Annotated in this window: 22 protein-coding genes; 17 read left to right on the forward strand and 5 right to left on the reverse strand. The window is 63.0% G+C overall.

Annotated features, from left to right (window positions below):
• Positions 1-108: 108 nt before the first annotated feature.
• The 13 genes from LNV07_RS17285 (at position 109) to LNV07_RS17345 (ending at position 13,460) form a co-directional block, all read left to right on the forward strand.
• Complete coding sequence (locus LNV07_RS17285) at positions 109-1,716, forward strand: carboxyl transferase domain-containing protein (RefSeq protein ID WP_263572410.1); 1,608 nt, start codon at positions 109-111, stop codon at positions 1,714-1,716.
• A gap of 39 nt (positions 1,717-1,755) precedes the next feature.
• Positions 1,756-2,034: a type II toxin-antitoxin system VapB family antitoxin gene (locus LNV07_RS17290; RefSeq protein ID WP_263572411.1), complete on the forward strand. Its 279-nt coding sequence runs from the start codon at positions 1,756-1,758 to the stop codon at positions 2,032-2,034.
• A complete protein-coding gene (gene vapC, locus LNV07_RS17295; RefSeq protein ID WP_263572412.1) occupies positions 2,031-2,432 on the forward strand; it encodes a type II toxin-antitoxin system VapC family toxin in 402 nt (133 codons plus the stop codon). Before LNV07_RS17290 ends, vapC begins: the two co-directional genes overlap by 4 nt.
• A 22-nt stretch (positions 2,433-2,454) precedes the next feature.
• On the forward strand, positions 2,455-2,991 hold the full coding sequence (locus LNV07_RS17300) for a GNAT family N-acetyltransferase (protein ID WP_263572413.1): 537 nt from the start codon (positions 2,455-2,457) through the stop codon (positions 2,989-2,991).
• Positions 2,992-3,017: 26 nt separating this feature from the next.
• The gene (locus tag LNV07_RS17305) at positions 3,018-4,193 is read left to right on the forward strand and encodes an alpha/beta hydrolase family protein (protein ID WP_263572414.1); all 1,176 of its coding nucleotides are present in this window, start codon (positions 3,018-3,020) and stop codon (positions 4,191-4,193) included.
• Positions 4,190-4,993 carry an enoyl-CoA hydratase/isomerase family protein gene (locus LNV07_RS17310; RefSeq protein ID WP_263572415.1) on the forward strand — a complete coding sequence of 268 codons (804 nt, stop codon included), beginning with the start codon at positions 4,190-4,192 and terminating at the stop codon, positions 4,991-4,993. Before LNV07_RS17305 ends, LNV07_RS17310 begins: the two co-directional genes overlap by 4 nt.
• A 21-nt stretch (positions 4,994-5,014) precedes the next feature.
• Positions 5,015-6,376 (forward strand): adenosylmethionine--8-amino-7-oxononanoate transaminase, encoded by a 1,362-nt coding sequence (gene bioA / locus LNV07_RS17315; protein ID WP_263572416.1) that lies wholly within the window; start codon positions 5,015-5,017, stop codon positions 6,374-6,376.
• On the forward strand, positions 6,366-7,595 hold the full coding sequence (locus LNV07_RS17320) for an aminotransferase class I/II-fold pyridoxal phosphate-dependent enzyme (RefSeq protein WP_263572417.1): 1,230 nt from the start codon (positions 6,366-6,368) through the stop codon (positions 7,593-7,595). Before bioA ends, LNV07_RS17320 begins: the two co-directional genes overlap by 11 nt.
• Positions 7,592-8,293 (forward strand): dethiobiotin synthase, encoded by a 702-nt coding sequence (gene bioD / locus LNV07_RS17325; RefSeq protein WP_263572418.1) that lies wholly within the window; start codon positions 7,592-7,594, stop codon positions 8,291-8,293. Before LNV07_RS17320 ends, bioD begins: the two co-directional genes overlap by 4 nt.
• A 21-nt stretch (positions 8,294-8,314) precedes the next feature.
• A complete protein-coding gene (bioB, locus tag LNV07_RS17330; protein ID WP_263572419.1) occupies positions 8,315-9,385 on the forward strand; it encodes a biotin synthase BioB in 1,071 nt (356 codons plus the stop codon).
• A gap of 376 nt (positions 9,386-9,761) precedes the next feature.
• On the forward strand, positions 9,762-10,067 hold the full coding sequence (locus LNV07_RS17335; protein ID WP_263572420.1) for a hypothetical protein: 306 nt from the start codon (positions 9,762-9,764) through the stop codon (positions 10,065-10,067).
• 481 nt (positions 10,068-10,548) lie between these two features.
• Positions 10,549-12,549: an acetyl-CoA carboxylase biotin carboxylase subunit gene (locus LNV07_RS17340; RefSeq protein ID WP_263572421.1), complete on the forward strand. Its 2,001-nt coding sequence runs from the start codon at positions 10,549-10,551 to the stop codon at positions 12,547-12,549.
• The gene (locus tag LNV07_RS17345) at positions 12,546-13,460 is read left to right on the forward strand and encodes a hydroxymethylglutaryl-CoA lyase (RefSeq protein ID WP_263572422.1); all 915 of its coding nucleotides are present in this window, start codon (positions 12,546-12,548) and stop codon (positions 13,458-13,460) included. Before LNV07_RS17340 ends, LNV07_RS17345 begins: the two co-directional genes overlap by 4 nt.
• Positions 13,461-13,464: 4 nt before the next feature.
• Here LNV07_RS17345 and LNV07_RS17350 read toward each other — a convergent pair whose 3' ends face one another.
• Genes LNV07_RS17350 through LNV07_RS17360 form a run of 3 tightly spaced genes read right to left on the reverse strand, consistent with a single transcriptional unit; the run spans position 13,465 to position 16,374 of the window.
• Positions 13,465-14,136, reverse strand: a complete 672-nt coding sequence (locus LNV07_RS17350; protein ID WP_263572423.1) for a dienelactone hydrolase family protein — start codon at positions 14,134-14,136, stop codon at positions 13,465-13,467.
• A gap of 43 nt (positions 14,137-14,179) precedes the next feature.
• A complete protein-coding gene (locus LNV07_RS17355; protein WP_263572424.1) occupies positions 14,180-15,160 on the reverse strand; it encodes an aldo/keto reductase in 981 nt (326 codons plus the stop codon).
• The gene (locus LNV07_RS17360) at positions 15,157-16,374 is read right to left on the reverse strand and encodes a 6-phosphofructokinase (RefSeq protein WP_263572425.1); all 1,218 of its coding nucleotides are present in this window, start codon (positions 16,372-16,374) and stop codon (positions 15,157-15,159) included. Before LNV07_RS17360 ends, LNV07_RS17355 begins: the two co-directional genes overlap by 4 nt.
• Before the next feature lie 177 nt (positions 16,375-16,551).
• Here LNV07_RS17360 and ald point away from each other — a divergent pair, with 177 nt between their 5' ends.
• Both ald and LNV07_RS17370 read left to right on the forward strand, forming a co-directional pair.
• The gene (gene ald, locus LNV07_RS17365) at positions 16,552-17,667 is read left to right on the forward strand and encodes an alanine dehydrogenase (RefSeq protein ID WP_263572426.1); all 1,116 of its coding nucleotides are present in this window, start codon (positions 16,552-16,554) and stop codon (positions 17,665-17,667) included.
• 127 nt (positions 17,668-17,794) lie between these two features.
• On the forward strand, positions 17,795-18,106 hold the full coding sequence (locus LNV07_RS17370; protein WP_263572427.1) for a DUF883 family protein: 312 nt from the start codon (positions 17,795-17,797) through the stop codon (positions 18,104-18,106).
• Between the two features lie 40 nt (positions 18,107-18,146).
• Here LNV07_RS17370 and LNV07_RS17375 read toward each other — a convergent pair whose 3' ends face one another.
• Entirely contained in the window at positions 18,147-20,399 is a 2,253-nt protein-coding gene (locus LNV07_RS17375; RefSeq protein WP_263572428.1) for a GGDEF/EAL domain-containing response regulator, read from the reverse strand.
• A gap of 183 nt (positions 20,400-20,582) precedes the next feature.
• Between LNV07_RS17375 and LNV07_RS17380 the strand changes: the two genes are divergently transcribed.
• Together LNV07_RS17380 and LNV07_RS17385 are read left to right on the forward strand one after the other, a co-directional pair.
• A complete protein-coding gene (locus LNV07_RS17380; protein WP_263572429.1) occupies positions 20,583-20,996 on the forward strand; it encodes a phage holin family protein in 414 nt (137 codons plus the stop codon).
• On the forward strand, positions 20,997-21,260 hold the full coding sequence (locus LNV07_RS17385; RefSeq protein WP_263572430.1) for a hypothetical protein: 264 nt from the start codon (positions 20,997-20,999) through the stop codon (positions 21,258-21,260).
• Between the two features lie 12 nt (positions 21,261-21,272).
• On the opposite strand, the gene LNV07_RS17390 is transcribed toward LNV07_RS17385, so the two are convergent.
• Positions 21,273-23,660 carry a YgiQ family radical SAM protein gene (locus LNV07_RS17390; protein ID WP_263572431.1) on the reverse strand — a complete coding sequence of 796 codons (2,388 nt, stop codon included), beginning with the start codon at positions 23,658-23,660 and terminating at the stop codon, positions 21,273-21,275.
• Between the last annotated feature and the right edge of the window lie 27 nt (positions 23,661-23,687).

A 23,687-nucleotide genomic window follows, 5' to 3' on the forward strand; every position in this document is an offset into this window, starting at 1 on the left:
CCTATTCTTCGGCCTTCGCGCATCGGTTCTGATCGATGGTGAGTCATGTTCATGAGTTTTGTGAGTTCTACTCATTCTGTTCAAGTACAAGCGTTTTTTGGAGACACCATGCCCGCCCTCAACAGCAAGCTCAATGCCCGTTCCGCCGACTTCAAGTCCAATGCCGAGGCCATGCGTGGCCTGCTGGACGATCTGAACGGGCGCTTGGAGAAAATCGCCCAGGGCGGCGGCGAGGCGGCGCGAGCCAAGCATCTGGCGCGCGGCAAGTTGCTGCCACGCGACAGGGTCGAGATGCTGCTGGACCCCGGCACGCCATTTCTTGAGCTGGCGCCGCTGGCCGGCCTGAATATGTACGACAACGCAGCCCCCGGCGGCGGCATCATTGCCGGCATCGGCCGCGTGGCCGGTGTCGACTGCATGATTGTTTGCAATGATGCGACGGTGAAGGGCGGCACCTATTACCCGATCACGGTCAAGAAGCATCTGCGGGCGCAGGAAATCGCCGCGCAAAACCGCCTGCCCTGTGTCTATCTGGTCGATTCGGGCGGCGCCAATCTGCCCAATCAGGATGATGTGTTCCCGGACCGCGACCATTTTGGGCGGATCTTTTTCAATCAAGCCAATTTGAGCGCCCAGGGCATCCCGCAGATCGCCGTCGTGATGGGCTCCTGCACGGCGGGCGGCGCCTATGTGCCGGCGATGAGCGACGAGACCATCATCGTCAAGAACCAGGGCACGATTTTCTTGGGCGGCCCGCCCTTGGTGAAGGCGGCCACCGGCGAGGTCGTCACGGCGGAAGATTTGGGTGGCGGCGATGTGCACACGCGCCTGTCCGGCGTGGCCGACCATCTGGCCAATAACGACACCCATGCGCTGGCCATCGCGCGCCAAGCCGTTGCCGGCTTGAATTGGCGCAAGGATTCGCAACTCCTGATGCAGCCGCCGCGTGCGCCCTTGTTCGACGCGGAAGAGTTGCACGGGGTGATTCCGACCGATACGCGCAAGCCTTTTGATGTGCGCGAGGTGATTGCCCGTGTCGTTGACGGCTCCGAGTTCGAGGAATTCAAGGCCCGCTACGGCGCCACCCTGGTCTGCGGCTTCGCCCATATCGAGGGCATGCCGGTCGGCATCGTCGCCAACAACGGCATCCTGTTCACCGAAAGCGCCAACAAGGGCGCGCATTTCATCGAGCTGTGCTGCCAGCGCAAGATTCCGCTGGTGTTCCTGCAGAACATCACCGGTTTCATGGTCGGCCGCAAATACGAGAACGAGGGCATTGCCCGCGCCGGCGCCAAGATGGTGACGGCGGTGGCCTGCGCCCAGGTGCCCAAGTTCACCATCATCATCGGCGGCAGCTTTGGCGCCGGCAATTACGGCATGTGCGGCCGTGCCTTCTCGCCGCGTTTCCTGTGGATGTGGCCGAACGCGCGCATCTCGGTGATGGGCGGCGAGCAGGCCGCCTCGGTGCTGGCGACGGTCAAGCGCGATGGCATTGAAGGAAAGGGCGGCGCTTGGACGGCCGACGAAGAAGAAGCCTTCAAGGCGCCGATTCGCCAGCAGTACGAAGATCAGGGTCACCCTTATTACGCCTCGGCCCGCCTCTGGGACGATGGTGTGATTGACCCGGCCGATACGCGCCGGGTGCTGGCGCTAGGCCTGAGCGCTGCCCTGAATGCGCCAATCGCCGAGACCAAATTCGGCGTGTTTCGCATGTAATGTGTAAAATGAGCGCAAATTTACATATTGGTACACATCATGCGCACGAATATTGAAATCAATGATGACTTGATGGATTTGGCCATGAAGTCGGGGGCCTTCAAGACCAAGAAGGACGCGGTCGAGGCGGGCCTGCGCTTGCTGGCGCGGCAAGCGGCCTACCGGGAAATTCTGGCCTTGCGCGGCAAGTTGCGCTGGGAGGACGCGCCGCGTGCCGCCGAAGGCATGTTGAATGAGCCGGCGGCGGCTTACAGGGCCAAGCTCGAAGCAGGTCTGCCCACGGACGCGGACGCGGACGCGGAGTCGGGCTCACGATGATTCTGGTGGATTCCTCGGTCTGGATAGACTTTTTCAACGGTCGCGACACCGTCGGTGTGCGGCGTTTGAGCGATCTGTTGGAGGACGCCAGCGCGCCCTTGGCGCTGGCCGACCTGGTGCTGTTCGAGGTCTTGCGCGGCTTTCGTGATGAGCGCGACTATCTGGCCGCAAGGCGGGCGCTGGGTGCGCTTGATGTGGTCGATATCGGCGGCGAAGAAAGTGCGCTGCATGCCGCCGAGCATTACCGCGCGCTGCGTGCCGGTGGCTTCACCGTCAACAGCCCGGTCGATGTCTTGCAGGCCAGTTTCTGCATCGAAAATGACTACGCCCTGCTGCATTCGGATCGCGACTTCGATGCGATGGAAGCGATGCGTGGCCTGAAGGTCTGGAAACATTGATGCGATCTACCGAGAAGAGGCCATGACAGAGCAGACCATTTCGATTCGGGCCCTGGCGCCGTCCGACTGCCTGGGCGAGTTGACCGCTTTGTTGCACAAGGCCTATGCCTCGCTGGGCGCGCAGGGTTGGAACTTCACCGGCGTTGACCAAAGCGTTGAAGTCACCGCCAAGCGGGTCGCGACCGGACATTGCCTGGTCGCGCTGCAAGGCGGCGCCATGGTCGGCACGGTGATGGTGCGCGGCCCCTATCGTCCCGGCGTCGATGCCTGGTACCTGGATACCCCCTGGTACACCCGCGCCGACACCGCCATCTTGTCGCAATTCGCCGTTGACCCGCAGTGTCAGGGTCAAGGCCTGGGCGCGCGCCTGATGCAGGCCGCCGAAGCTTGGGGCCGCGCGCAGGGCATGGCCTATGTGGCGCTTGATACCGCCCGGCCGGCCGAGCATCTGCAGCGCCGCTATGCCGCCAGCGGCTATCGGGCCATGTGCGAGATCCAATGGGAAGGCAAGACGTACGCCAGCGTGTTGATGGTCAAGACCTTGGCGGAGGGGAGCTGAACTTGCGGCGCGACTTTTCACAAACCATGCGCTCCACCGTCTTGTCGATGCTGAGCTTGTTGGGACTGTTTATTGGCTCGGTGAGTGCCGAGACCCAAGTCGATGCGACGTCACTGCACAAGGATATTCGCGAGGCAGTGCTGCGCGTACCCGTCGCCGTGCAAGACGCGTTTGGGCGAGATGTGGCCGGCGACTTGCTCGTGACGACGTTCAAACCGAACGGGCCGGGGCCGTTCCCCCTGCTGATCATCAGCCATGGTCGCAACAGCGAAAAGCGAGGCGAATATGGGCGCCAGCGCTTTGAGTCGGCGGCGCGCTTTTTTGTCCGCAAGGGCTTCGCCGTGGCGGCGCCTTTGCGCTTGGGCTATGGCGAGTTGGCGTCTCAAGGTGACCCGGAAAATAGCCATGGCTGCAGCCGGCCGAACTACGCACCGGCGCTGGCTGCGGCCGCTCGGCAAATCGTGGCGGTCGCTCAGGCGATGGCCACTCAGCCCGATGTGGATGCCAGCCGGCTGGTTCTGGTGGGGCAGTCGGTCGGTGGGATTGCGAGCGTGGCGGCCGCGGCGATGCGTCCGCCGGGTTTGGTGGCAGCGATCAACTTCGCCGGCGGCCATGGTGGTAGCCCGACCGTGCACCGCGGTGAGCCTTGCCAGCCGGCGCAATTGAAACGTCTGTTCCAAAGCTACGGCGAACTCAATGCCGGTGCCGAGGCGCCGACGCCGACGCTGTGGATCTACACCGAGAACGATATGTACTTTGCCCCGCGCCACAGTCGCGACTGGGCCGAGGCCTATAGAAGCGGCGGTGGCTTGGTGGATTACCGGCTCTTGCCCGCCATCGGCGATGATGGACATCGCCTCTTTGCCGCCGCCAATGATGTCTGGCAGCCTTTGGTTGATGAATTTCTTACCCAGCAAGGCTTCAGCCAGAGCGGCGTCATGAAGCCGCCGCCCGGCACCGAGTTCGCGCCGCTGAGCGATGTGGAAGCACTGCCATTGCATTCATTTACCGCTCATGAGGGCTACAAGAAGTTTTTGCTGTCCAAGCCGCCACGCGCCTTTGCGCTCAATAGCGATGGTGAGTTTGGCTATGCGAGTGGTGAGGATGTTTTGTCCCGCGCCTTGGGCTTTTGCCAAAAACGCAAGGGCAAACCGTGCAGCTTTTACGCCGTCGATGACAAAGTGGTCTGGAGGCCTCAATGAATAGCAGTAACTATCAAACGATACGGGTGCAACGCGAAGGCCTGGCCGGCCATATCGCCCGCGTCAGCCTCAATCGCCCCGATGTCCGCAATGCCTTCAATGAAGTAGTGATCGCCGAGCTGACTGCGGCCTTCGCCGAGCTAGGGCAAGACCCGACCCTGCGTGCCGTCGTGCTGGCCGCCGAAGGCAAGGCCTTTTGCGCCGGCGCGGACCTCAATTGGATGAAGGCGATGGCGGGCTTCAGCTGGGAGCAGAACCACGCCGATGCGGCGCTGCTGGCCGAAATGCTGTGGACGATTTACAGCTGCCCGGTGCCGGTGATCGCCCGCGTGCAGGGCGATGTCTATGCCGGCGGCGTCGGCCTGGTGTCGGTGTGCGATGTGGTGGTGGCGGTGGAGTCGGCGGGCTTTTGCCTGTCCGAGGCCAAGCTGGGTTTGTTGCCCGCCACCATCGGCCCCTATGTGGTGCGGGCCTTGGGCGAGCAGGCTTCGCGCCGCTACTTCGTGACGGCCGAGCGCTTCAGCGCGGCCGAAGCCCATCGCCTGGGGCTGGTGCATGAACTGGCCACGGCCGAGGGCTTGGACGAGAAGGTGGGCGCGATCGCCGCCGCCATCGCCGCCAACGGACCGCAAGCGGTGCGCGCCTGCAAACGCTTGGTGCAGGATGTGGCTGACAAGCACATCACACCGGCGCTGCGCGACGACACCGCCCGCCGCATCGCCGACATCCGCGCCAGTGCCGAGGGCCGCGAGGGCGTGCAGAGCTTCCTGAACAAGAGCCGGCCGGCTTGGCTGGCTTGATGAACCGGCCGCATAAATTCAATGACGATGTCTATTCAACAAGATTGGCAGCAGCGCAGCCTGGCCGCCGTCTGGCACCCTTGCACGCAGATGGCGCGGGCGGCGGTGGTGCCGCCCTTGGCCATCGCGCGCGGCGCCGGCCCTTGGTTGTATGACTTTGATGGCGCTCGCTATTTCGACGCCAACAGCAGCTGGTGGGTCAATCTGTTCGGCCATGCCGATGCTGGCCTGAACGAGGCCATCAAGCAGCAGCTCGACACCTTGCCGCATGTGATGCTGGCCGGCTGCACCCATGCACCGGCGGTGCGCCTGGCCGAGCGCTTGAGTGCGCGCACGGGTGGGGCCTTAGGACATGTCTTCTTTGGCAGTGACGGTGCCAGCGCGGTCGAGATTGCGCTCAAGCAGAGCTTTCATAGCTGGCGCAATCTGGGGCGGGGCGACAAGCGCGAATTCGTCTGCCTGAAGAACGGCTATCACGGTGAAACCATAGGCGCCTTGGCCGTCACCGATGTGGCGGTATTCCGCGACGCCTATGACCCGCTGCTGATGCGTGCGCATATCGTGATGTCACCCGACAGTCGCCTTGCTAACGAAGCAGCTGCACTGGCCGCGATGCGCGAGCTGCTGGCCGGGCGCAGCGAGCACATCGCCGCCGTCATCGTCGAGCCGCTGGTACAGGGCGCTGCCGGCATGGTGATGTATTCGGCCGACTATCTGCGCGGCCTGCGCAAGCTTTGTACCGAGTTTGAGGTGCACCTGATCGTTGACGAAATCGCGATGGGTTGCGGACGCACGGGCACGTTCTTTGCGTTTGAACAGACGCGGCCGCAATGCAAAGCCGACTGGCCGGATTTCATCTTGCTCTCCAAAGGCATCACCGGCGGCACGCTGCCTCTGTCCCTGGTGTTGACCACCGAGGCGGTCTATCAGGCCTTCTGGAGCGAGGACGTCACGCGCGGCTTTTTGCATTCGCATTCCTATACCGGCAATGCCCTGGCCTGCGCGGCGGCGAATGCGGTGCTGGACCGCTTCGATGCGGGTCAGCTCAACGCCAACGCCTTGCAGTCGCAGCTCTTGGCCGAGGCCTTCGCGCCGCTGGCCTCGCATCCGCGCGTCCGCCATTTGCGCCAACTCGGCATGGTGCTGGCTTTTGATGTGCAAGACGCCGGCCTGCGCTTTGCTGAGCGTTTTCATCTCGCCGCAAGAGCGCATCAGCTGCTGATTCGGCCGATCGGCAACACGGTCTATCTGATGCCGCCCTATGTGGTCGATGCCGAGATTGCCGCCTTCCTGGTGCAGGCGTTGCGCTCGACCCTGGACGAGGTCTTGGCTCAGCCGATGAACCCTACCGTTAGCGCAAAGGACGACGCCCATGTTGCTTGAGCATCTGCGGGCCAAGCTCTCGGCGATCGAGGCGCAAAGCCTGACCCGCTTTCTGCGCCAAGCCGAGAGCCCGACCGCGCCGCGCCAGCAGGTGCGCGGGGCCGACGGCGTGACGCGTGAGTTATTGATGTTCTGCTCGAATGACTATCTGGGCCTGGCGGCCGAGCCGCAGATCACCGCAGCTCTGATCGAAGGCGCGATGATCTATGGCGGCGGCTCCGGCGCTTCGCCCTTGATCAGCGGCCATAGCCGCGCTCATGAGCAAGTCGCCGAGACCTTGTCCGCTTGGATGGCTCCGCATATCCCGGAAGCCAAGGCCTTGGGTTTTTGTACCGGCTATATGGCGAACTTGGCCGTCGTCACCGCCTTGGGCGACGAGCAGACCGAGATCTTTTCGGAAGCCTGGAATCATGCCTCGCTGATCGACGGCAGCCGGCTCGCGCGCGCGCAAGTGACGCGTTATGCCCATGCCGATGTGGCGCAGCTGCGCGGCCTGCTGGCGGCCAGCCAAGCCAAGGTCAAGCTGATCGTCACCGATGCGGTCTTCAGCATGGATGGGGACCTGGCCCCGCTGCCCGAGTTGCTGGCGCTGGCCGATGACTTCGACGCCTGGCTGATCGTTGACGATGCGCATGGCTTTGGCGTGCTGGGTGAGCGCGGCCGCGGCTCGCTGGAACATTTCAAGCTGCGCAGCGAACGCTTGATTCTGGTCGGCACGCTGGGTAAGGCGGCCGGCTTGGCCGGGGCCTTTGTGGTGGCGCATGCCACCATCACCGACTATTTGCTGCAGGCGGCCCGCAACTACATTTTTTCGACCGCCTCGCCGCCGGCCATCGAGCATGCCTTGCTGACCAGCCTGGCTTTGATCGAGAGCGACTTAGGTGCCGAGCGGCGCGCCAACTTGCGCCGCTTGCAAGCGCAGTTGCGCGTCGGCATAGCGGCGATGTTGGCGCGGCACCCGGCCTTGGGCTGGCGCTTGGCCCCATCCGACACCCCCGTGCAGCCGCTGATCATCGGCGGCAATGCCGAGGTGATGGCGCTGGCGGCAAGGCTTGAGCGTGAGGGCCTGCGCGTGCCCGGCATCCGTCCGCCGACCGTGCCGGCCGGTGAGGCGCGGCTGCGCATTACCTTGTGCGCCACGCACGTCGAGGCGGATGTGGATCGGCTCTTGCTGGCGCTGGCTGCGGCGGCCGCAGATATGGATGTCAGCACGCCATGAAGGGCTTTTTCATCACCGGCACCGACACCGAGGTCGGCAAAACCTGCATCACCGCCGGGCTGACCTTCGCCTTCACGCAGGCGGGCCTGCGGGTGGCTCCGATCAAGCCTTTGGCGGCCGGCCAAGAATTTGTAGATGGCCAATGGGTCAACGAGGATGTGCAGCGCCTGCATGCGGCTCAAAACATCGGCATGACGGCGGACCAGGTCGGCCCCTTGCAATTCCGCGCCGCCTGCGCGCCGCATATTGCCGCCGCCTTGGAGGGCCGCAGCATTGAGCGCGCGCCCTTGCTGGCCGCGATTCACGCCAGTGCCGCCTTGGGCGAGCTGGCGCTGGTTGAAGGCGTTGGCGGCTTTCGGGTGCCTTTGTGTGAAGGGTGGGACACAGCCGATCTCGCCGTCGATCTCGGCCTGCCGGTGGTGCTGATCGTCGGCCTGCGCCTGGGCTGTATCAACCATGCGCTGCTGACGGCCGAGGCCGTGCGCGCCCGTGGTTTGAGGCTGGTCGGCTGGGTAGCTAATACGGTGGACGCCGAGATGCCGCATCTGACCGACAATCTGACCGCGCTTGGCGCATCACTGGATGCGCCTTGCTGGGGCCATGTGCCTCGCTTGGAAAGCCCCACTCCGGCGGCCGTTGCCGCGCATTTGAATTTGAATCACGCGCTCTTGCACTCGCGAGCCGCCTTGTCTTTGTAAGTTCAGGAAGTACTACTTTTTATGACCCACTCCCAAACCGTCAATCAAATCCAGTCGCTGACCCCGACCACCGACGCCGAGCGCCGGGCTAACAAGACCTGGACGGTCAAAGAGGTCGTGGCGCTGTACGACCTGCCCTTCAATGACCTGATGTTCCGCGCCCAGCAGGTGCACCGCGAGAACTTCGATGCCAATGCGGTGCAGCTGTCCACGCTGCTGTCGATCAAGACCGGCGGCTGCGAGGAAGACTGCGCTTACTGCCCGCAGTCGGCGCATTTCGACACCGGCCTGAAGGCCGAGAAGTTGATCCCCTTGCAAGAAGTGCTGGAAGCGGCGCGCGCGGCCAAGGCCAATGGCGCGACGCGGTTTTGCATGGGTGCCGCCTGGCGCACGCCGAAAGATCGCCACTTGGAGGCGATTGGTGAGATGGTCAAGGAGGTCAAGGCCATGGGTCTGGAGACCTGTTTGACCGCAGGCATGCTGGGTGATGGTCAGGCCGAGCAACTGGCCGAGGCAGGCCTTGATTACTACAACCACAACCTTGATACCTCGCCCGAGTTCTATGGGCAGATCATCACGACCCGCACTTATCAGGACCGCTTGGATACGCTGGACCGGGTGCGCAATGTGGGCCTGAAGGTTTGCTCGGGCGGCATTGTTGGTTTGGGTGAGACGCGCGGGCAGCGTGCGGGCTTGATCGTGCAATTGGCCAATCTGAATCCTTATCCGGAGTCGGTGCCTATCAATAATTTGGTCAAGGTCGAGGGCACGCCTTTGGCCGACGCCGAGGCGCTGGATCCGTTCGAGTTCATCCGCTCGATCGCGGTGGCGCGGATCACGATGCCACGTGCGATGGTGCGCTTGTCGGCCGGGCGCGAAGAGATGCCGGAGAGCATGCAGGCGCTGTGTTTCTTGGCGGGAGCTAACTCGATGTTCTATGGCGACAAGCTGCTGACGACGTCGAATCCGCAGGCGGAGAAGGATAGGGCGTTGTTGGATCGGCTGGGGATGCGGTGTGCGACCGAGGAGAAGTTGGTGCCGCAGGCCGAGGCTGAGGATGGCTGCGGGAAGGTGAGTTGCCACGCGCATTGAGGTCGGTTTAAATGGGCATTGCTTTGCAGGGTACGACCGTGCCGGGAGTTCGCCCCGGCGGGCGACCTTCTTTCTTGGGCGGCCAAGAAAGAAGGCAAAGAAACCGCCCCTGCCGCATGGCCCTTCGGGTCCGCTCGGATGCTCAGGTTTACCGGGCCGCGCCCAACTCACTTCGCTACGCTGCGTTCAAACAGGGGGCGCGAATTCAGTCTTTGAAGTCGCTCCGCGACGCCCGGCAAACCTTCCGCTCCTCGCCCATGCAGAAGGGGAACCCCGGAATACCTCACGCCTCGCTGCGCATCGGCGCGGGATTCGTGCCCTCATGTGCGCGCTCACCGACACGTTAGGTCTTACAAGCGTTTTTCTGGAGGAACTGATGAACATTGCTACGCAGGTCGAAGGTGAACGCATCGCTAAAGACGTTGCTGACCATGCTTCGGCGCTAGAAGTCGTACTCAAACGCCCCAAGTTCTTCTCGATGTGGAACTATTGGCTGTCACTGCTATTCGGGGCCGCTTGGGGTGTGTTCATGGTGTCGTATGCGGGGCCATACACACAGCTCATCCTAGGTGCAGCCTCAGGCATAGCGCTTGTATTGGCGATTGCTGTTTTTAAGGAGTGTCTCAGCCTCCGTCGGCGTCTTGATGCAGTGATTACCTTGTTGCTCCAACATGAGCGCTAACCTGCTTAATTTAATTTCCAATGCAGGTCATTCCGGATTGGTACGTTGGAGTGAGCGAACGCGAACTCCAACGACGCGGGAGAGTGTTTTATCTGCCGACGTGCAGCGAGGCTTGGTTGTTTAGGGGTTCCCCTTCTGCATGGGCGAGGAGCGGAGAGTTTGCAGGGCGTCGCGAAGCGACTTCAAGAGCTGGCTTCGCGCCCCTTGTATGAACGCAGCGTAGCGCAGTGAGTTGGGCGCGGCCCGGCAAACTTGAGCGCCACAGCGGACCCGAAGGGCCATGCGGCAGGGGCGGTTTCTTTGCCTTCTTTCTTGGACGCCCAAGAAAGAAGGCCGCCCGCCGGGGCGAACACCCGGCACGGTCTGGCAGGGATGGTGATGTTGCGGCGAAGCCCCGGCGAAATGAAGGTATTGCGGCCGTCCCAGAGACCCTGGAAGTAAAAGTAAGAGTTCAAAGTTCACGAGACTGGAGACAAACAAAATGTTCAAGAAAATCCTGATCGCCAACCGTGGCGAAATCGCCTGCCGAGTCGCGGCCACTGCCCGCCGAATGGGCATCAAAACCGTCGCCGTCTACTCCGACGCCGACGCCAAAGCCAAGCATGTGCAGGCCTGCGACGAGGCCATCCTGATCGGCGGCCCCGCCCCCCGCGACTCCTACCTGCAATGGCAGCGCATCATCGATGCGGCCAAAGCCACCGGCGCCGAAGCCGTCCACCCCGGCTACGGCTTCCTGAGCGAGAACGAAGCCTTCGCCCAGGCCTGCGCCGCCAACGGCATCGCCTTCATCGGCCCTTCCCCCGCCGCCATCCAGGCCATGGGCCTGAAAGCCGAATCCAAGCGGCTGATGGAAACCGCCGGCGTGCCGCTGGTGCCCGGCTACCACGGCGCCGACCAAGACCCGGCGCTGCTGCGCGCCGAGGCCGAACGGATCGGCTTCCCTGTCCTGATCAAGGCCAGCGCCGGCGGCGGCGGCAAAGGCATGCGGGCCGTTTACAGCAGCGACGAATTCGACGCTGCCTTGGCCTCCTGCAAGCGCGAAGCGATCAACAGCTTTGGTGACGACGCAGTCTTGATCGAGCGTTATGTGCAACGCCCCCGCCATATCGAAATCCAGGTCTTCGGCGATAACTTCGGCGACTGCGTCTACCTGTTCGAGCGCGATTGCTCGGTGCAGCGCCGCCACCAGAAGGTGCTGGAAGAAGCGCCCGCGCCGGGCATGACGGCCGAGCGCCGCGCCCAGATGGGCGGCGCAGCGGTGGCGGCGGCCAAGGCGGTCGGCTATAGCGGCGCCGGCACCGTCGAGTTCATCTGCGAACAAGACGGCCGCTTCTATTTCATGGAAATGAACACCCGCCTGCAGGTCGAGCATCCGGTGACGGAAGCAATCACGGGGCAGGACCTGGTCGAGTGGCAATTGCGCGTCGCTGCGGGCGAGCCGCTGCCGCTCAAGCAAGAACAACTGACGATGACCGGCCACGCGATCGAGGCGCGCATCTGCGCGGAGAACCCCGACGCCGGCTTCCTGCCCGCCACCGGCGCCTTGCATGTGGCGCGCTGGCCCGAACATGTGAAGTTCCAGCGCGGCAATGTGCGCATCGATGCCGGCGTGGACGAGGGCGACGCGATCAGCCCCTTCTACGACTCGATGGTCGCCAAGCTGATTGTCTGGGGCGAGGACAGGGCACAGGCCTTGGCGCGCCTGGACGCTGCGCTGCGCGACACCCATATCGTCGGCTTGCAAACCAATGTGGCCTTCTTACGCCGCTGCGCCGCGACCGCATCCTTTGCGAGCGCCGACCTCGACACCGCATTGATCGAGCGCGAGCGCGCCGCCTTGTTCGAGCAGCCGGGCCTGCCTCTGAGCACCAGTGCTGCGGCGGTCGTCGCACATACGCTGGCGGCCGAGGCCGCGCTGCAAACCAGTGACCCCTGGAGTCGCCGCGACGGCTGGCGCATGTACGGCGCCTCGGCGCGTCGCTTCGATCTGGAGATTGCCGGCGTCCATCACGAGGTCTTGCTGTCGCGTCATCATCAAGGCGGCATGCAACTGACCGTGGCCGGCGAGGCGATCGCTTTTGCCGCCAATTCGGCCAGCCTGGAAGCCCATGAGTTGCTCTTGGGTGAAGGCCTCAGCCAGCAGCGTATCACCGTCAAGACCTATGCCGAGGGCGAGACGGTGGCGGTGTTCGCGCCGACCGGCTCGGCCCTGGTGGTCGAGATCGACGTGATCGCCCGCGCCGGCAGCGGCCCGGCCGAGGGCGGGCGCTTGACCGCGCCGATGCCCGGCAAGCTGGTTGGCTTCCTGGCTCAGGTCGGCGATGCGGTCAGCAAGGGACAGCCGCTGGCGGTGATGGAGGCGATGAAGATGGAGCACACGATCAGCGCGCCGCGCGACGGTGTGGTCGCCGAGCTGCTGTTCGCGGTCGGTGACCAGATCGGCGACGGCGCCGAGTTACTGCGCTTGGAAGCAGCGCAATGAGCACGCTGCCTTCCCGCGTTACCCTGGTCGACGTCGGCCCCCGCGACGGCCTGCAGAACGAAAAAGAACTGGTCGCCACCGAGCACAAGGCGCAGCTGGTCGAGATGCTTTATCTGGCCGGCCTGCGCGAGATCGAGGTGACCAGCTTTGTCAGCCCGAAATGGGTGCCGCAGATGGCCGACAACGCGGCGGTGATGGCGGCGATCAAACGCCAGCCTGGCGTGCGCTACTCGGTGCTGACGCCGAATCTGAAGGGTTTGGAGGCCGCTCTGCCCACTCGCCCGGACGAGATCGTCGTCTTCGCGGCGGCGTCCGAAGCTTTCAGCCAAAAGAACATCAACTGCTCGATTGCCGAGAGCATCGAGCGCTTCGCCCCGGTGGTGGAGGCTGCGCATGCGACCGGCATCAAGGTGCGCGGGGCGCTGTCTTGCGCGGTCGGCTGCCCTTACGAGGGCGACATCAACGCCGACCAGGTGGAGCGCGTGGTGCTGTTGATGAAGGGCATAGGCGTTGACCATCTGGGGGTGGCTGACACCATAGGCGTGGGAACGCCTCGCAAGATACAGGCGGCGATGGAGCGCGCCTTGAAGCATTACCCGCTGGTCGAGGTCAGCGGGCATTTCCACGACACCTATGGCCAGGCGCTGGCGAATATCTATGCCTGCCTGGAAATGGGCGTGCATAACTTCGACACCAGTGTGGCGGGCCTCGGCGGTTGCCCTTATGCCAAGGGCGCGACCGGCAATGTGGCGAGCGAAGACGTGGTCTTCATGCTCAATGGGCTGGGCATCGAGACCGGCATCGATATCGACAAGCTGGTCGACGCCGGCGCGTTTATCTCCGGCGTGCTGGGGCGGCCGCCGGTGTCAAGGGTTGGCCGGGCCTTGCTGGCGAAACGCGCTGCGGCCTGATCACTCAGGCCAGCAGATGCTTGTTGAAGAAAGCTAAGGTGCGGGCCCAGGCCAGCTCGGCGCTGGCCGCGTCATAAACCTCGGGGCGCTGCTCGTTGAAGAAGCCATGCTCGGCGGCATAACGGTAAATTTCGGCTGAGGCCGGCAGCTTGGCCTGCAAGGCATCCGCAGCGGCCGGTGTGATCCAGTCATCCAGATTGGCAAAGTGACCCTGGAACGGGATTTTGATCTTTGCCGGGTCCGCCAAGTCGGCCGGCGGGATCCCGTAAAAGCAGCTGGCCGCACTTAAGCTCGGCAGGTGCACGGAGGCGGCGATGGTCAGCGCGCCGCCCATGCAAAAGCCGGTCACGCCAATCTTGGTGCAATGATGGGCCAAAAAGGCCAAGGCGCCGGCCAGGTCCTGGTGGGTGGCGTCGGCAAAGTCCAGGCCGCGCTTCAGATGCGTGGCTTCATCGGTATTGCTGGCCAGGCGGCCACGGTAGAGGTCGGGTGCCAGGGTGGTGAAACCGGCCGCCGCGAACCGATCGGCCACGCCGCAAATCTGCGGGTTCAAGCCCCACCATTCTTGAATCAGAATCAGGCCTGGGCGCTTGAGCCCCTCGCTGCTGTCGGCCTCGGCCAGGTAGGCGGTGCTGTTGGCGCCGTCGGGGCGTGTGAAGGCTATGGTCTGTCCCATGAAGCTTGCTCGCTTGTTTTGCTAACGGAGATCAACGACGGCCTTAAGGCAAGGCCTGGCCGCGCGCACTGAGATAGAGCCGATACCAGTCGTCGCGGCTCAGTTGAAGGGTTGTGGCAGCGGCGCAAGCGCGAATTCGATCGGGCCTTGTGCTGCCGATGACCGCCTGTATGCCCGCCGGGTGGCGCAGCAGCCAGGCCAGCACGATGCTCTCCGCGCTCACCGCATATTGTTCGGCCATGCTCAGCACCAGTTTGGCGGTGGCCTGCTGGGTCGGGCTGGCGCGGTCTGACTTGGCGCCGCTGAAAATGCCTTGTGCCAAAGGGCTCCAGGCCTGCAGCTGAATGCCTTGCTGTTGGCAATACTGCAGCGTGCCGGCCCAGGGCAGGGCGCTGGTGTTTTGCGGGTCGTTGAAAGTACTGTCGTGGTCCAGCCAGTCCAACTTGGCCAGGCTCATTTCCAGTTGATTGGCCACCAGCGGCGCATCCAAGGCCTGTTGCAGCCAGCGCATTTGACCGGCCTGCATATTCGAGACGCCAAAAAAGCGCACCTTGCCAGCGCTGCGCAATCGGCTGAAGGCTTCGGCAATCTCCTGCGGCTCCATCAAGGGGTCGGGGCGGTGCAGCAGCAGGATGTCCAGATGCTCGACGCCGAGGCGCCGCAAGCTGGCCTCGGCGGCGGCCACGATGTAGGCGCCGGACAAGTCATAACGGGCCGGCCCGGCGTCATCGGCGAAGCGAATGCCGCATTTGCTCTGCAAGAGGATGTCGTCGCGCAGCGACGGCTGGCGGCGCAGCAGTTCGCCGAAACATTGCTCGGCGGTGCCGCGTTTGTAGATGTCGGCATGGTCGAACAGCGTGATGCCGATTTCGCGTGCGGCTTCCAGCGCCGCATGGGCTTGCGCGATATGGCTTTCGGTAACGGCGCCGCCTTGCCAGTCACTGCCCATGCCCATGCAGCCGAGGATGAGGCGGCCGCTGCCAGGTAAGAGTGAGGGCGAGGGCAGGGTGTTTTGCATATTCATTCTGGATTGAGTACCTTGGCCACCGGGTTGGGGCGCAGCCGGAAGGCGTCCGGCAGGCCGGAGCCCAAGAGTGGGCGCAGGTAGAGGCGGAAGGCATCGGTGACATCGGTACCGCTGGCCGCAATGAACTCGTCCTCCATCACGCGGGTTTTGCCGGCGACGGCGGTCAGCGGAAGTAACTCGTAATCGACCGAGTAGTAGCCGCTGCGTTTGATGGCGACCGAACCGTCGCGGCCGGCATTGAAGGCAAACTGCACCGCTTTTTCACCGACCTCGCGGGCCTCGCGCTGGTCCACATCCGACACACAGCCGATGAAACTGCGCTGCAGATAGCCGAAGGTGTCGCCGCGCACCCGCTTGATGCCGAGCTTGTCTTTGATCTCTTCGCACAGCAGATCGGCCAGCGCGCCGTTGCCGGACAGTTGCACATTGCCGTGGTCGTCGCGTTCCAGATCCCTGGCCAGCTGCGCGGCAATCGGCTGGCCGGAGGCGTCGTGGATGCCTTCGGAGACGGCGATCACGCAGCGCCCAAACCGCTCGTAGGTCGCCTTCACATCGGCCAGGAATTGCTGCAAGTCGAACACGCGCTCGGGCAAATAAATCAGGTGCGGGCCGTCGTCGGGGAACTTCTTGCCCAAGGCCGAGGCGGCGGTCAGAAAGCCGGCATGTCGGCCCATCACCACGCCGACATAGACGCCGGGCAGCGCCGCGTTGTCGAGGTTGGCGCCGGCAAAAGCCTGGGCCACAAAGCGCGCGGCCGAGGGGAAGCCGGGCGTGTGGTCATTGCCGACCAGGTCGTTGTCAATCGTCTTGGGGATGTGGATGCAGCGTAGCGGGTAGCTTGCCGCGGCGGCTTCTTCGCTGACGATGCGCACGGTGTCGGACGAGTCATTGCCGCCGATATAGAAAAAATGCGTGATGCCATGGGCCTGCAAGACCTTGAAGATCTTGTGGCAGTAAGCGGCGTCGGGTTTGTCGCGCGTCGAGCCCAGGGCGGAGCTCGGCGTCTGTGCCACCAGTTCGAGGTTGTGGCTGGTTTCCTGCGTCAGGTCGACGAAGTCTTCGTTGATGATGCCGCGCACGCCGTGGCGGGCGCCGTAGACCAGGCCGACCTGGTGCTGGCGGCGCGCTTCGAGCACGACGCCGACCAAGGATTGATTGATGACGGCGGTCGGGCCACCGCCCTGGGCGACGAGGATCTTGCAGAGGGACATGAGCGTTCCTTGGCATGGTTAGGGTGCGTGGTGATTGTGACTTAGCTTTGAGCCTTTGGCATGCCCGTATAAGCGGTGCTAATGAGGCTGAAGCGAATCAAATCAAGCTTGCCTAGTGAGCGAGCTTGGGCGTACAAAGCGAGACCACAACAAGCCACCTTGGCCCTGGAGACAAGCATGAAAGTCGGATGCCCTAAGGAAATCAAGAATCACGAATACCGCGTTGGCCTGACTCCGGCCAGCGTGCGCGAGCTGACCTCGCGCGGCCACCAGGTGCTGGTGCAGACCGGTGCCGGTGCGGCCATCGGCCTGCTGGATGAGCATTACGTGGCGGCCGGCGCCAGCATCGCGCCGGATGCGCAGGCGGTGTTTGCGCAGGCCGACATGATCGTCAAGGTCAAGGAGCCGCAGCCGCAGGAATGCGCGATGTTGCGCGAAGGCCAGATTCTTTACACCTATCTGCACCTGGCACCCGATCCGGAGCAGACCGCCGCCTTGGTCAAGTCGGGCGCGGTCTGTATCGCCTATGAAACCGTCACCGGGCCCGGCGGCGGTCTGCCGCTGCTGGCGCCTATGAGCGAGGTGGCCGGGCGCATGTCGATTCAGGCCGGCGCGGCCCACCTGGAAAAGAGCAAGGGCGGCATGGGCGTGTTGCTGGGCGGGGTGCCAGGTGTTGCCCCCGCGCATGTGGTGATCATCGGCGCCGGCGTGGTCGGCACCCATGCGCTGCAAATGGCCGTGGGCATGGGCGCGCGCGTGACCGTGCTGGACCGTAACGTCGATCGCCTGCGGCAGCTGGACTTGGTCTTTGGCAACCGCATCAGCACCGGCTATTCGAATGTGCAGAGCCTGGAGGAGTCGGTGCTGGCGGCCGACCTGGTGATCGGCGGCGTGTTGATTCCCGGTGCGGCGGCGCCCAAGCTGGTCACACGCGAGATGATCTCGCGCATGAAAAAGGGTGCGGTAGTGGTCGATGTGGCGATCGATCAGGGCGGCTGCTTCGAGACCTCGCACGCGACCACGCATGCCGATCCGACCTTTGTGGTTGACGGTGTCGTCCATTACTGCGTCGCCAATATGCCCGGCGCTGTGGCACGCACCTCGACCTTTGCATTGAACAACGCCACCATCGCTCATGCGGTGGCGCTCGCCGACAAGGGCTGGCGCCGGGCCTTGAACGACAACGCCTATCTCTGCGCGGGTCTCAATGTGGCGCTGGGCCAGTTGACCTACGAGGCGGTGGCGCGCGATCTGGGCTATGAATATGTGCCGGCCGAAGGCTTGTTGAACTGAGATTGCCTAGCTGTCGGCTTTGTCGCCGGCGCCGGGCTTTGATTCAAATCAATGGCCCGGCGCCCATGCCTTGAAAAGAGGTGTTAAGTTACGGGGTGAGATTTTTGTAGCCAAGGAGAACATTGCCATGTCCGAAGTCAATCAAGCCCATAGCGATCGCCTGATGAGCGATCTGCATGCCGTTGTTTCCGAAGCCGAGAGCTTGCTGCGCGCTACCGCCGGTTCGGCCAGCGAAGGTGCAGCAGAGTTGCGCGCCAAGGTTCAAGCCAGCCTCGATCGTGCCAAACATAACTTGGCAGATCTGCAGGATGCGGCGGTAGAAAAGGCCCGGGCAGCGGGTCGGGCCACCGATCTCTACGTGCACGAGAAGCCCTGGCAGGCTATCGGCCTCGCGGCCGGTGTGGGCCTGCTGCTGGGAATGCTGATCAGCCGACGCTGAGTCGGCAGTCAGTCGGAATCAAAACAAAGCCGGCACCGCCTTACTCGGAGCCGGTTTTGGCTTGCGCCATCCAGATTTCCAATTGGTCGGCCGGCATTGGGCGGGCGAACAAATAACCCTGACCTTCATGGCAACCCAGGCTGAGCAAGAGCAAGCGTTGTTCTTCGGTCTCGATGCCCTCGGCGATCACCGTCAGTCCCAGGCCGCGACCCAGGTTGATGACCATTTGCGCAATGGTGGAGCCGGCGGTTGAAGTCTGCGCTTCACGTACAAAAGCGCGGTCAATTTTTAGCCTGTCCACATCCAACTGACGCAAATGGCTCAGCGATGAGAAGCCGGTGCCAAAGTCATCGATCGCGACGGTAATGCCCAGTTTCTTGATGTCGGCGAGGATGTGCATCACCAATTCGGTGTCCTCCATCGCCATCGACTCGGTGATTTCGAGTTCGAGATTGCGCCCGGCCACACCGATGTCGCGCATGGCCTGGTTCAACACAGGCAGGAACTCCGGATGGCGGAATTGCGCCAAAGAGACGTTCACACACATACGGAAATCGGCATAACCGAGCTCCAGCATGCGCTTGAGTTGGTGGCAGGATGTGCGCAGCACGAACTCGCCGATGCTGATGATGAGCCCCGACTTTTCGGCCAGCGGGATGAACTGATCCGGCGGCACATATTTGCCGTCCTCGGTGCGCCAGCGCAACAAGGCCTCGGCACCAATGGCTTGGCCGCTGGGCAGATCAACCTGGGGTTGATAGACGACAAACAGCCGGTTTTCTTCAAAGCCGGCGCGCAAGCCCTTCAATAGCTTGAAGCGTTCGCGCGCATCCGTGCCCATGGCGGGCGAGAAATATTGGGAGGAACCACGGTGTTGCTGCTTGGCCTGCTTGAGCGCGATTTGCGCGTCCAGTAAGAGTTCCGAGCCAACCGCTGCCGACTCGGTCAATCGCACCAGTCCGGTTGTGGCCGATAACTGCAAACGTTCGCCGGCCACGGAGAAGGGTTCCAGGAAGACGTCCTGAATGGTCTCCCCGCAAACCACCTTGTTTTCGCCCAGCAGGCCGAAGGTGTCGGCGCCGATGCGCGCCATCGCCGTGCTCAGGCCGAGCTTGGAGCCTAGCCTGGCGACAACCGATTGCAAGACCTGGTCACCGAAGTGATGACCGAAGGCATCATTGATGTCGGAGAAGTCGTCGAGGTCAATCAGGGCCAAAGTGATGCCGGCCGGGTCTTTGAGGTTCTTGTCCAGCAATTCAACGAAGCGATTGCGATTCGGCAGCTTCAGCAGTTGGTCGTTATAGGCTTGGTCCAATAACTTGCTGTAGAGCACGACGTTCTCGAAGCCCACCGAGATGTTGGAGCAGAAGGCCCGCAGCAGTTGCTGATCGAGTTCGCTGAGCTTGCGTCCGACATCGACCAAGGCCGCCATCGGCCGCCCGTTGGAAAGGCCGAAGTACAGACAGGTGCCTTCGTCATAGATGTTCTCGCGCTGGGTCAAACAGCGTTGCAGACGCTCACGCACCGTTTTGATCGGCACCAAGGCGAGCGAACAATTGATCAGCCCGCTGTACTGGCCGGCTGCCGCGACGATGCGCACATCCGTCTCGGCTTCGTTTTCCATCTGTGCGCAGACCATGCCCTCGGGCAAGATGCCCAACATCGCGCAGAGTTGGGTGACGACCCCCTCGGCAAAGCGGTGCAGACCGCGCAGTCGGCTCAATTCGGTGCTGGCCTCGACGATCATTTCCAGGCCGCGCCGGTTCGAATCCAAAGAGCAGATCTGGCGATAGGAGCGGATTGCGGCCGTCAAAACCGTGTACAGCCGCGTGCGCGTCAGCTCGGATTTGGTCTTGTAATCGTTGATGTCATAGGCCTGCACCGTTTCGATCTCGGGTGCATAGCCGGGCTGGCCGGTGCGCAAGATGATGCGCACGGCGCCAAGTCGTAAATCGTCACGGATGTAGCGAACCAGTTGCAGGCCCGCGTCTTCGGATTCCATCACGACGTCCAGCAAAACGACCGCCAGATCGCCTTCGCTGGCCAGCACTTGTCTGGCCTCGGCCGCCGAGTTGGCGTGCAAGAAGGTTAGTGGCAGGCCTTCAACCAGCAAGCCTTGCATCGCAAGCTCGGTGGCTTTATGGACGTCCCCGTCGTCATCGACGATCAAGACACGCCAAGGCTGACTCGATGAGTGATCGCTGGCCTCGCCGTGTTCGGGGCCATCCAAAAATTCCAATAGATCGTCGTCGTCCTGATGTTCGGACTTGGCCGGACTGTTTGTCTCGCGCATGAGGGCCTGTGCTCCAGCCTATGGATTGACAATAGCTTAAGGGTATTTCATTTTGGACCCTGCCACCATCAGCGAAATTGCCTATGAAGCAACGTTCTTGCTGGCATTGTTTGCGGTTATAGACGATTTGCAGCAGCATTGATCAAACGATTAGCGCGGCAAGATGATTTTTTGGAGAAAAATATGACGAGCGAGCCGGGGAGCAAGCAGCGAGGTGATGCAGAGGCCGCGCCAGGTGCAGGGTTGATGGTTTCCTTGCGGCGTTTTTTCGGGCATGGATTGGAGATGGTGCAGATCCGTATCGAGCAGATATCACTGGAATTCGAGGCCGAAAAGCTCAGGCTTTTCAGCGCCCTGATTCAGTCGCTCTTGGCTTTGCTCCTGGCCGCAGCAGCGCTGGGCATGTTGAGCCTATGCCTATTGCTGGTGACGCCCGAGACTTGGCGTTGGCTGACGGCGCTGGTTTTGGGTCTGCTTTACCTGGGCCTGGCCTGGCTTTGCTGGGGTCGCGCAGAGCGCCAGTTGAGCCAGCCCGGCGGCGCCTTTGCCGGCAGCGTGGCCGAGTTGGGGCGTGACCGCAACGCCTTGGAGCCCTGAATGTTTACACGCGAATTGGTTGAACTTCAGCAACGTCAACTGGCCTTGCGCCTGCGCAATATCGAGTTGCGCGCCGAAATGCATAGCGAAGCTCAAGCCTTGCTCAAACCCATGGGCTGGGTCGGCGCGGCCGGTGGTCTGGCCGGCGCCTTGCTGATGGTGACGGGCTTGCGCCGCCCGGGTTTTGTCGGCCGGGTCCTGAGCTTCGCCGCGCTTGGTCTGCGTCTGGCGCGTTTGATGAGTTCCTTGCGCGCCAAGCCCTGAAGCAATTGCCAATCAGCGTTTTGTTTGCGAGCGCCGCACGCCGCTGCTGACCGTCGTCGTTGAACTCGATCGGCGAGGCGCCGGCCGCGACCCGTTATCCCGCGGCGGCAGGCCGGTGTGTTGAGTCAGGATCTGACCTGGACGCGGTTTGCCGCCGGCCGTCTTGCTGCCCGCTGTCTTGCTGACCCCGGTCGGGGTCGAATTTTTGCGCCTGGCACTTTCATAAGCGCCATCGGTGACCGGCTGATAGGTCGGGATCAGATGATATTTGCCGTTACCGATCAGGTCGGCCCGACCCATGGTCTGCAAGGCTTCGCGCAAGAGCGGCCAGTTGTTCGCATCGTGATAGCGCAAAAACGCCTTGTGCAGGCGCCGACGGCGATCACCGCGCACGATGTCCACCGTCTCCGAGGTGGCCGCGTCGCGGGTGATCTTCTTCAGCGGGTTCTTGCTGGTGTGATACATCGCCGTGGCGGTGGCCATCGGGCTGGGGTAGAAGGTCTGCACCTGGTCGGCGCGGAAGCCGTTCTTCTTCAGCCAGACCGCCAGATTCATCATGTCCTCGTCGGACGTGCCCGGGTGGGCGGCGATAAAGTAGGGGATCAGATACTGCTTCTTGCCGGCCTCCTCGCTGGCCTGCTCGAACATCTGCTTGAACTTGTCGTAGGTGCCGATGCCGGGCTTCATCATCTTGGTCAGCGGCCCGCCCTCGGTGTGCTCGGGCGCGATCTTCAGATAGCCGCCCACATGGTGGGTGACCAGCTCTTTCACATACTCGGGCGACTTGATCGCCAGGTCGTAGCGCAGGCCCGAGCTGATCAGAATCTTCTTCACGCCCTTCAAGGCCCGTGCGCGGCGGTACATCTTGATCAGCGGATCGTGGTTGGTGTTGAGGTTCTGGCAGATGCCGGGGTAGACGCAGGACGGCTTGCGGCAAGCGGCCTCGATCTCGGGCGACTTGCAGCCGATGCGGTACATATTGGCGGTCGGCCCGCCGAGGTCGGAGACGACGCCGGTGAAGCCCTTGACCTTGTCGCGCATCTCCTCGATTTCGCGAATCACCGAGTCTTCGCTGCGGCTCTGGATGATGCGGCCTTCGTGCTCGGTAATCGAGCAGAAGGTGCAACCGCCGAAGCAGCCGCGCATGATGTTGACGCTGAAGCGGATCATCTCCCAGGCCGGGATCTTGGTCACATGGTCATGGCTGCCGTTCTCGTCGGCATAGCTCGGGTGCGGCGCGCGGGCATAGTTCAGATCGAACACATGGTCCATCTCGGCCGTCGTCAGCGGGATCGGCGGCGGGTTGATCCAGACATCACGCTCACCATGTTTTTGCACCAGGGCGCGCGCATTGCCGGGGTTGGTTTCCAGGTGCAAGACGCGGTTGGCATGGGCGTACAAAACCGGGTCGCTTTTGACCTGCTCATAGGACGGTAGGCGCACCACGGTGCGTTCGCGCGCGGGCATTTGAATCTTGCCTGACAAGGGTGCCGCAGCCACAGCCGCGCTGGCCATTCGCACGATCTTGATCGGCTTGCTGCCATCGCCAGCGGGTGCCTTGACCTGGCCGGTCACACAAGCAGCGGCCTTGTCGGTGGCGGTTTCTTCGATCGTTTGATAAGGGCTGATATGCGCGTCGATGCGGCCGGGCAGGTCGACCGAGGATGAGTCCAGCTCGAACCATTCGTGCGAGCTGGGGTCGTCGGTGCGGCGCATAAACGAGGTGCCGCGTACATCGGTGATGGACGAGATCGACTGCCGGGCAGCCAGCCGGTGCGCAATCTCGACGATCGCCCGCTCGGCATTGCCGTAGACCAAGAGATCGGCCTTGGAGTCAACCAGCACCGAGCGGCGCACTTTGTCTTGCCAATAGTCGTAATGCGCGATGCGGCGCAGCGAGGCCTCGATGCCGCCGATCACGATGGGCACCTCGTTCCAGGCTTCTTTGCAGCGCTGGGTGTAGACCAGCACGGCGCGGTCGGGTCGGCTGCCGCCCTGACCGCCGGGGGTGTAGACGTCATCGCTGCGGATCTTGCGGTCGGCCGTGTAGCGGTTGATCATCGAATCCATATTGCCGGCGGCGATGCCGAAGAACAGATTCGGTTTGCCCAAGGCCTTGAACGGCTCGGCACTTTGCCAGTCGGGTTGCGCAATGATGCCGACCCGAAAGCCTTGCGCCTCCAGCGTGCGGCCGATGACGGCCATGCCGAAGCTCGGGTGGTCCACATAGGCGTCGCCGGTGACGATGATGATGTCGCAGGAATCCCAGCCGAGCTGATCCATCTCGGCCCGGCTCATGGGCAGAAAAGGAGCGTGACCAAAACGCTTGGCCCAGAACGGGCGGTAGGCCGTCAGGGCCTTGACGGGTTTCGGTGCGGTGAGGGTTGGGTGTGCGGACACGGCGGCAATTCTTTGGAGAGCAACCCG

Origin of the sequence: Roseateles oligotrophus, from assembly GCF_025717515.1 — a bacterium.
Lineage (GTDB): Bacteria > Pseudomonadota > Gammaproteobacteria > Burkholderiales > Burkholderiaceae_C > Paucibacter_A > Paucibacter_A oligotrophus.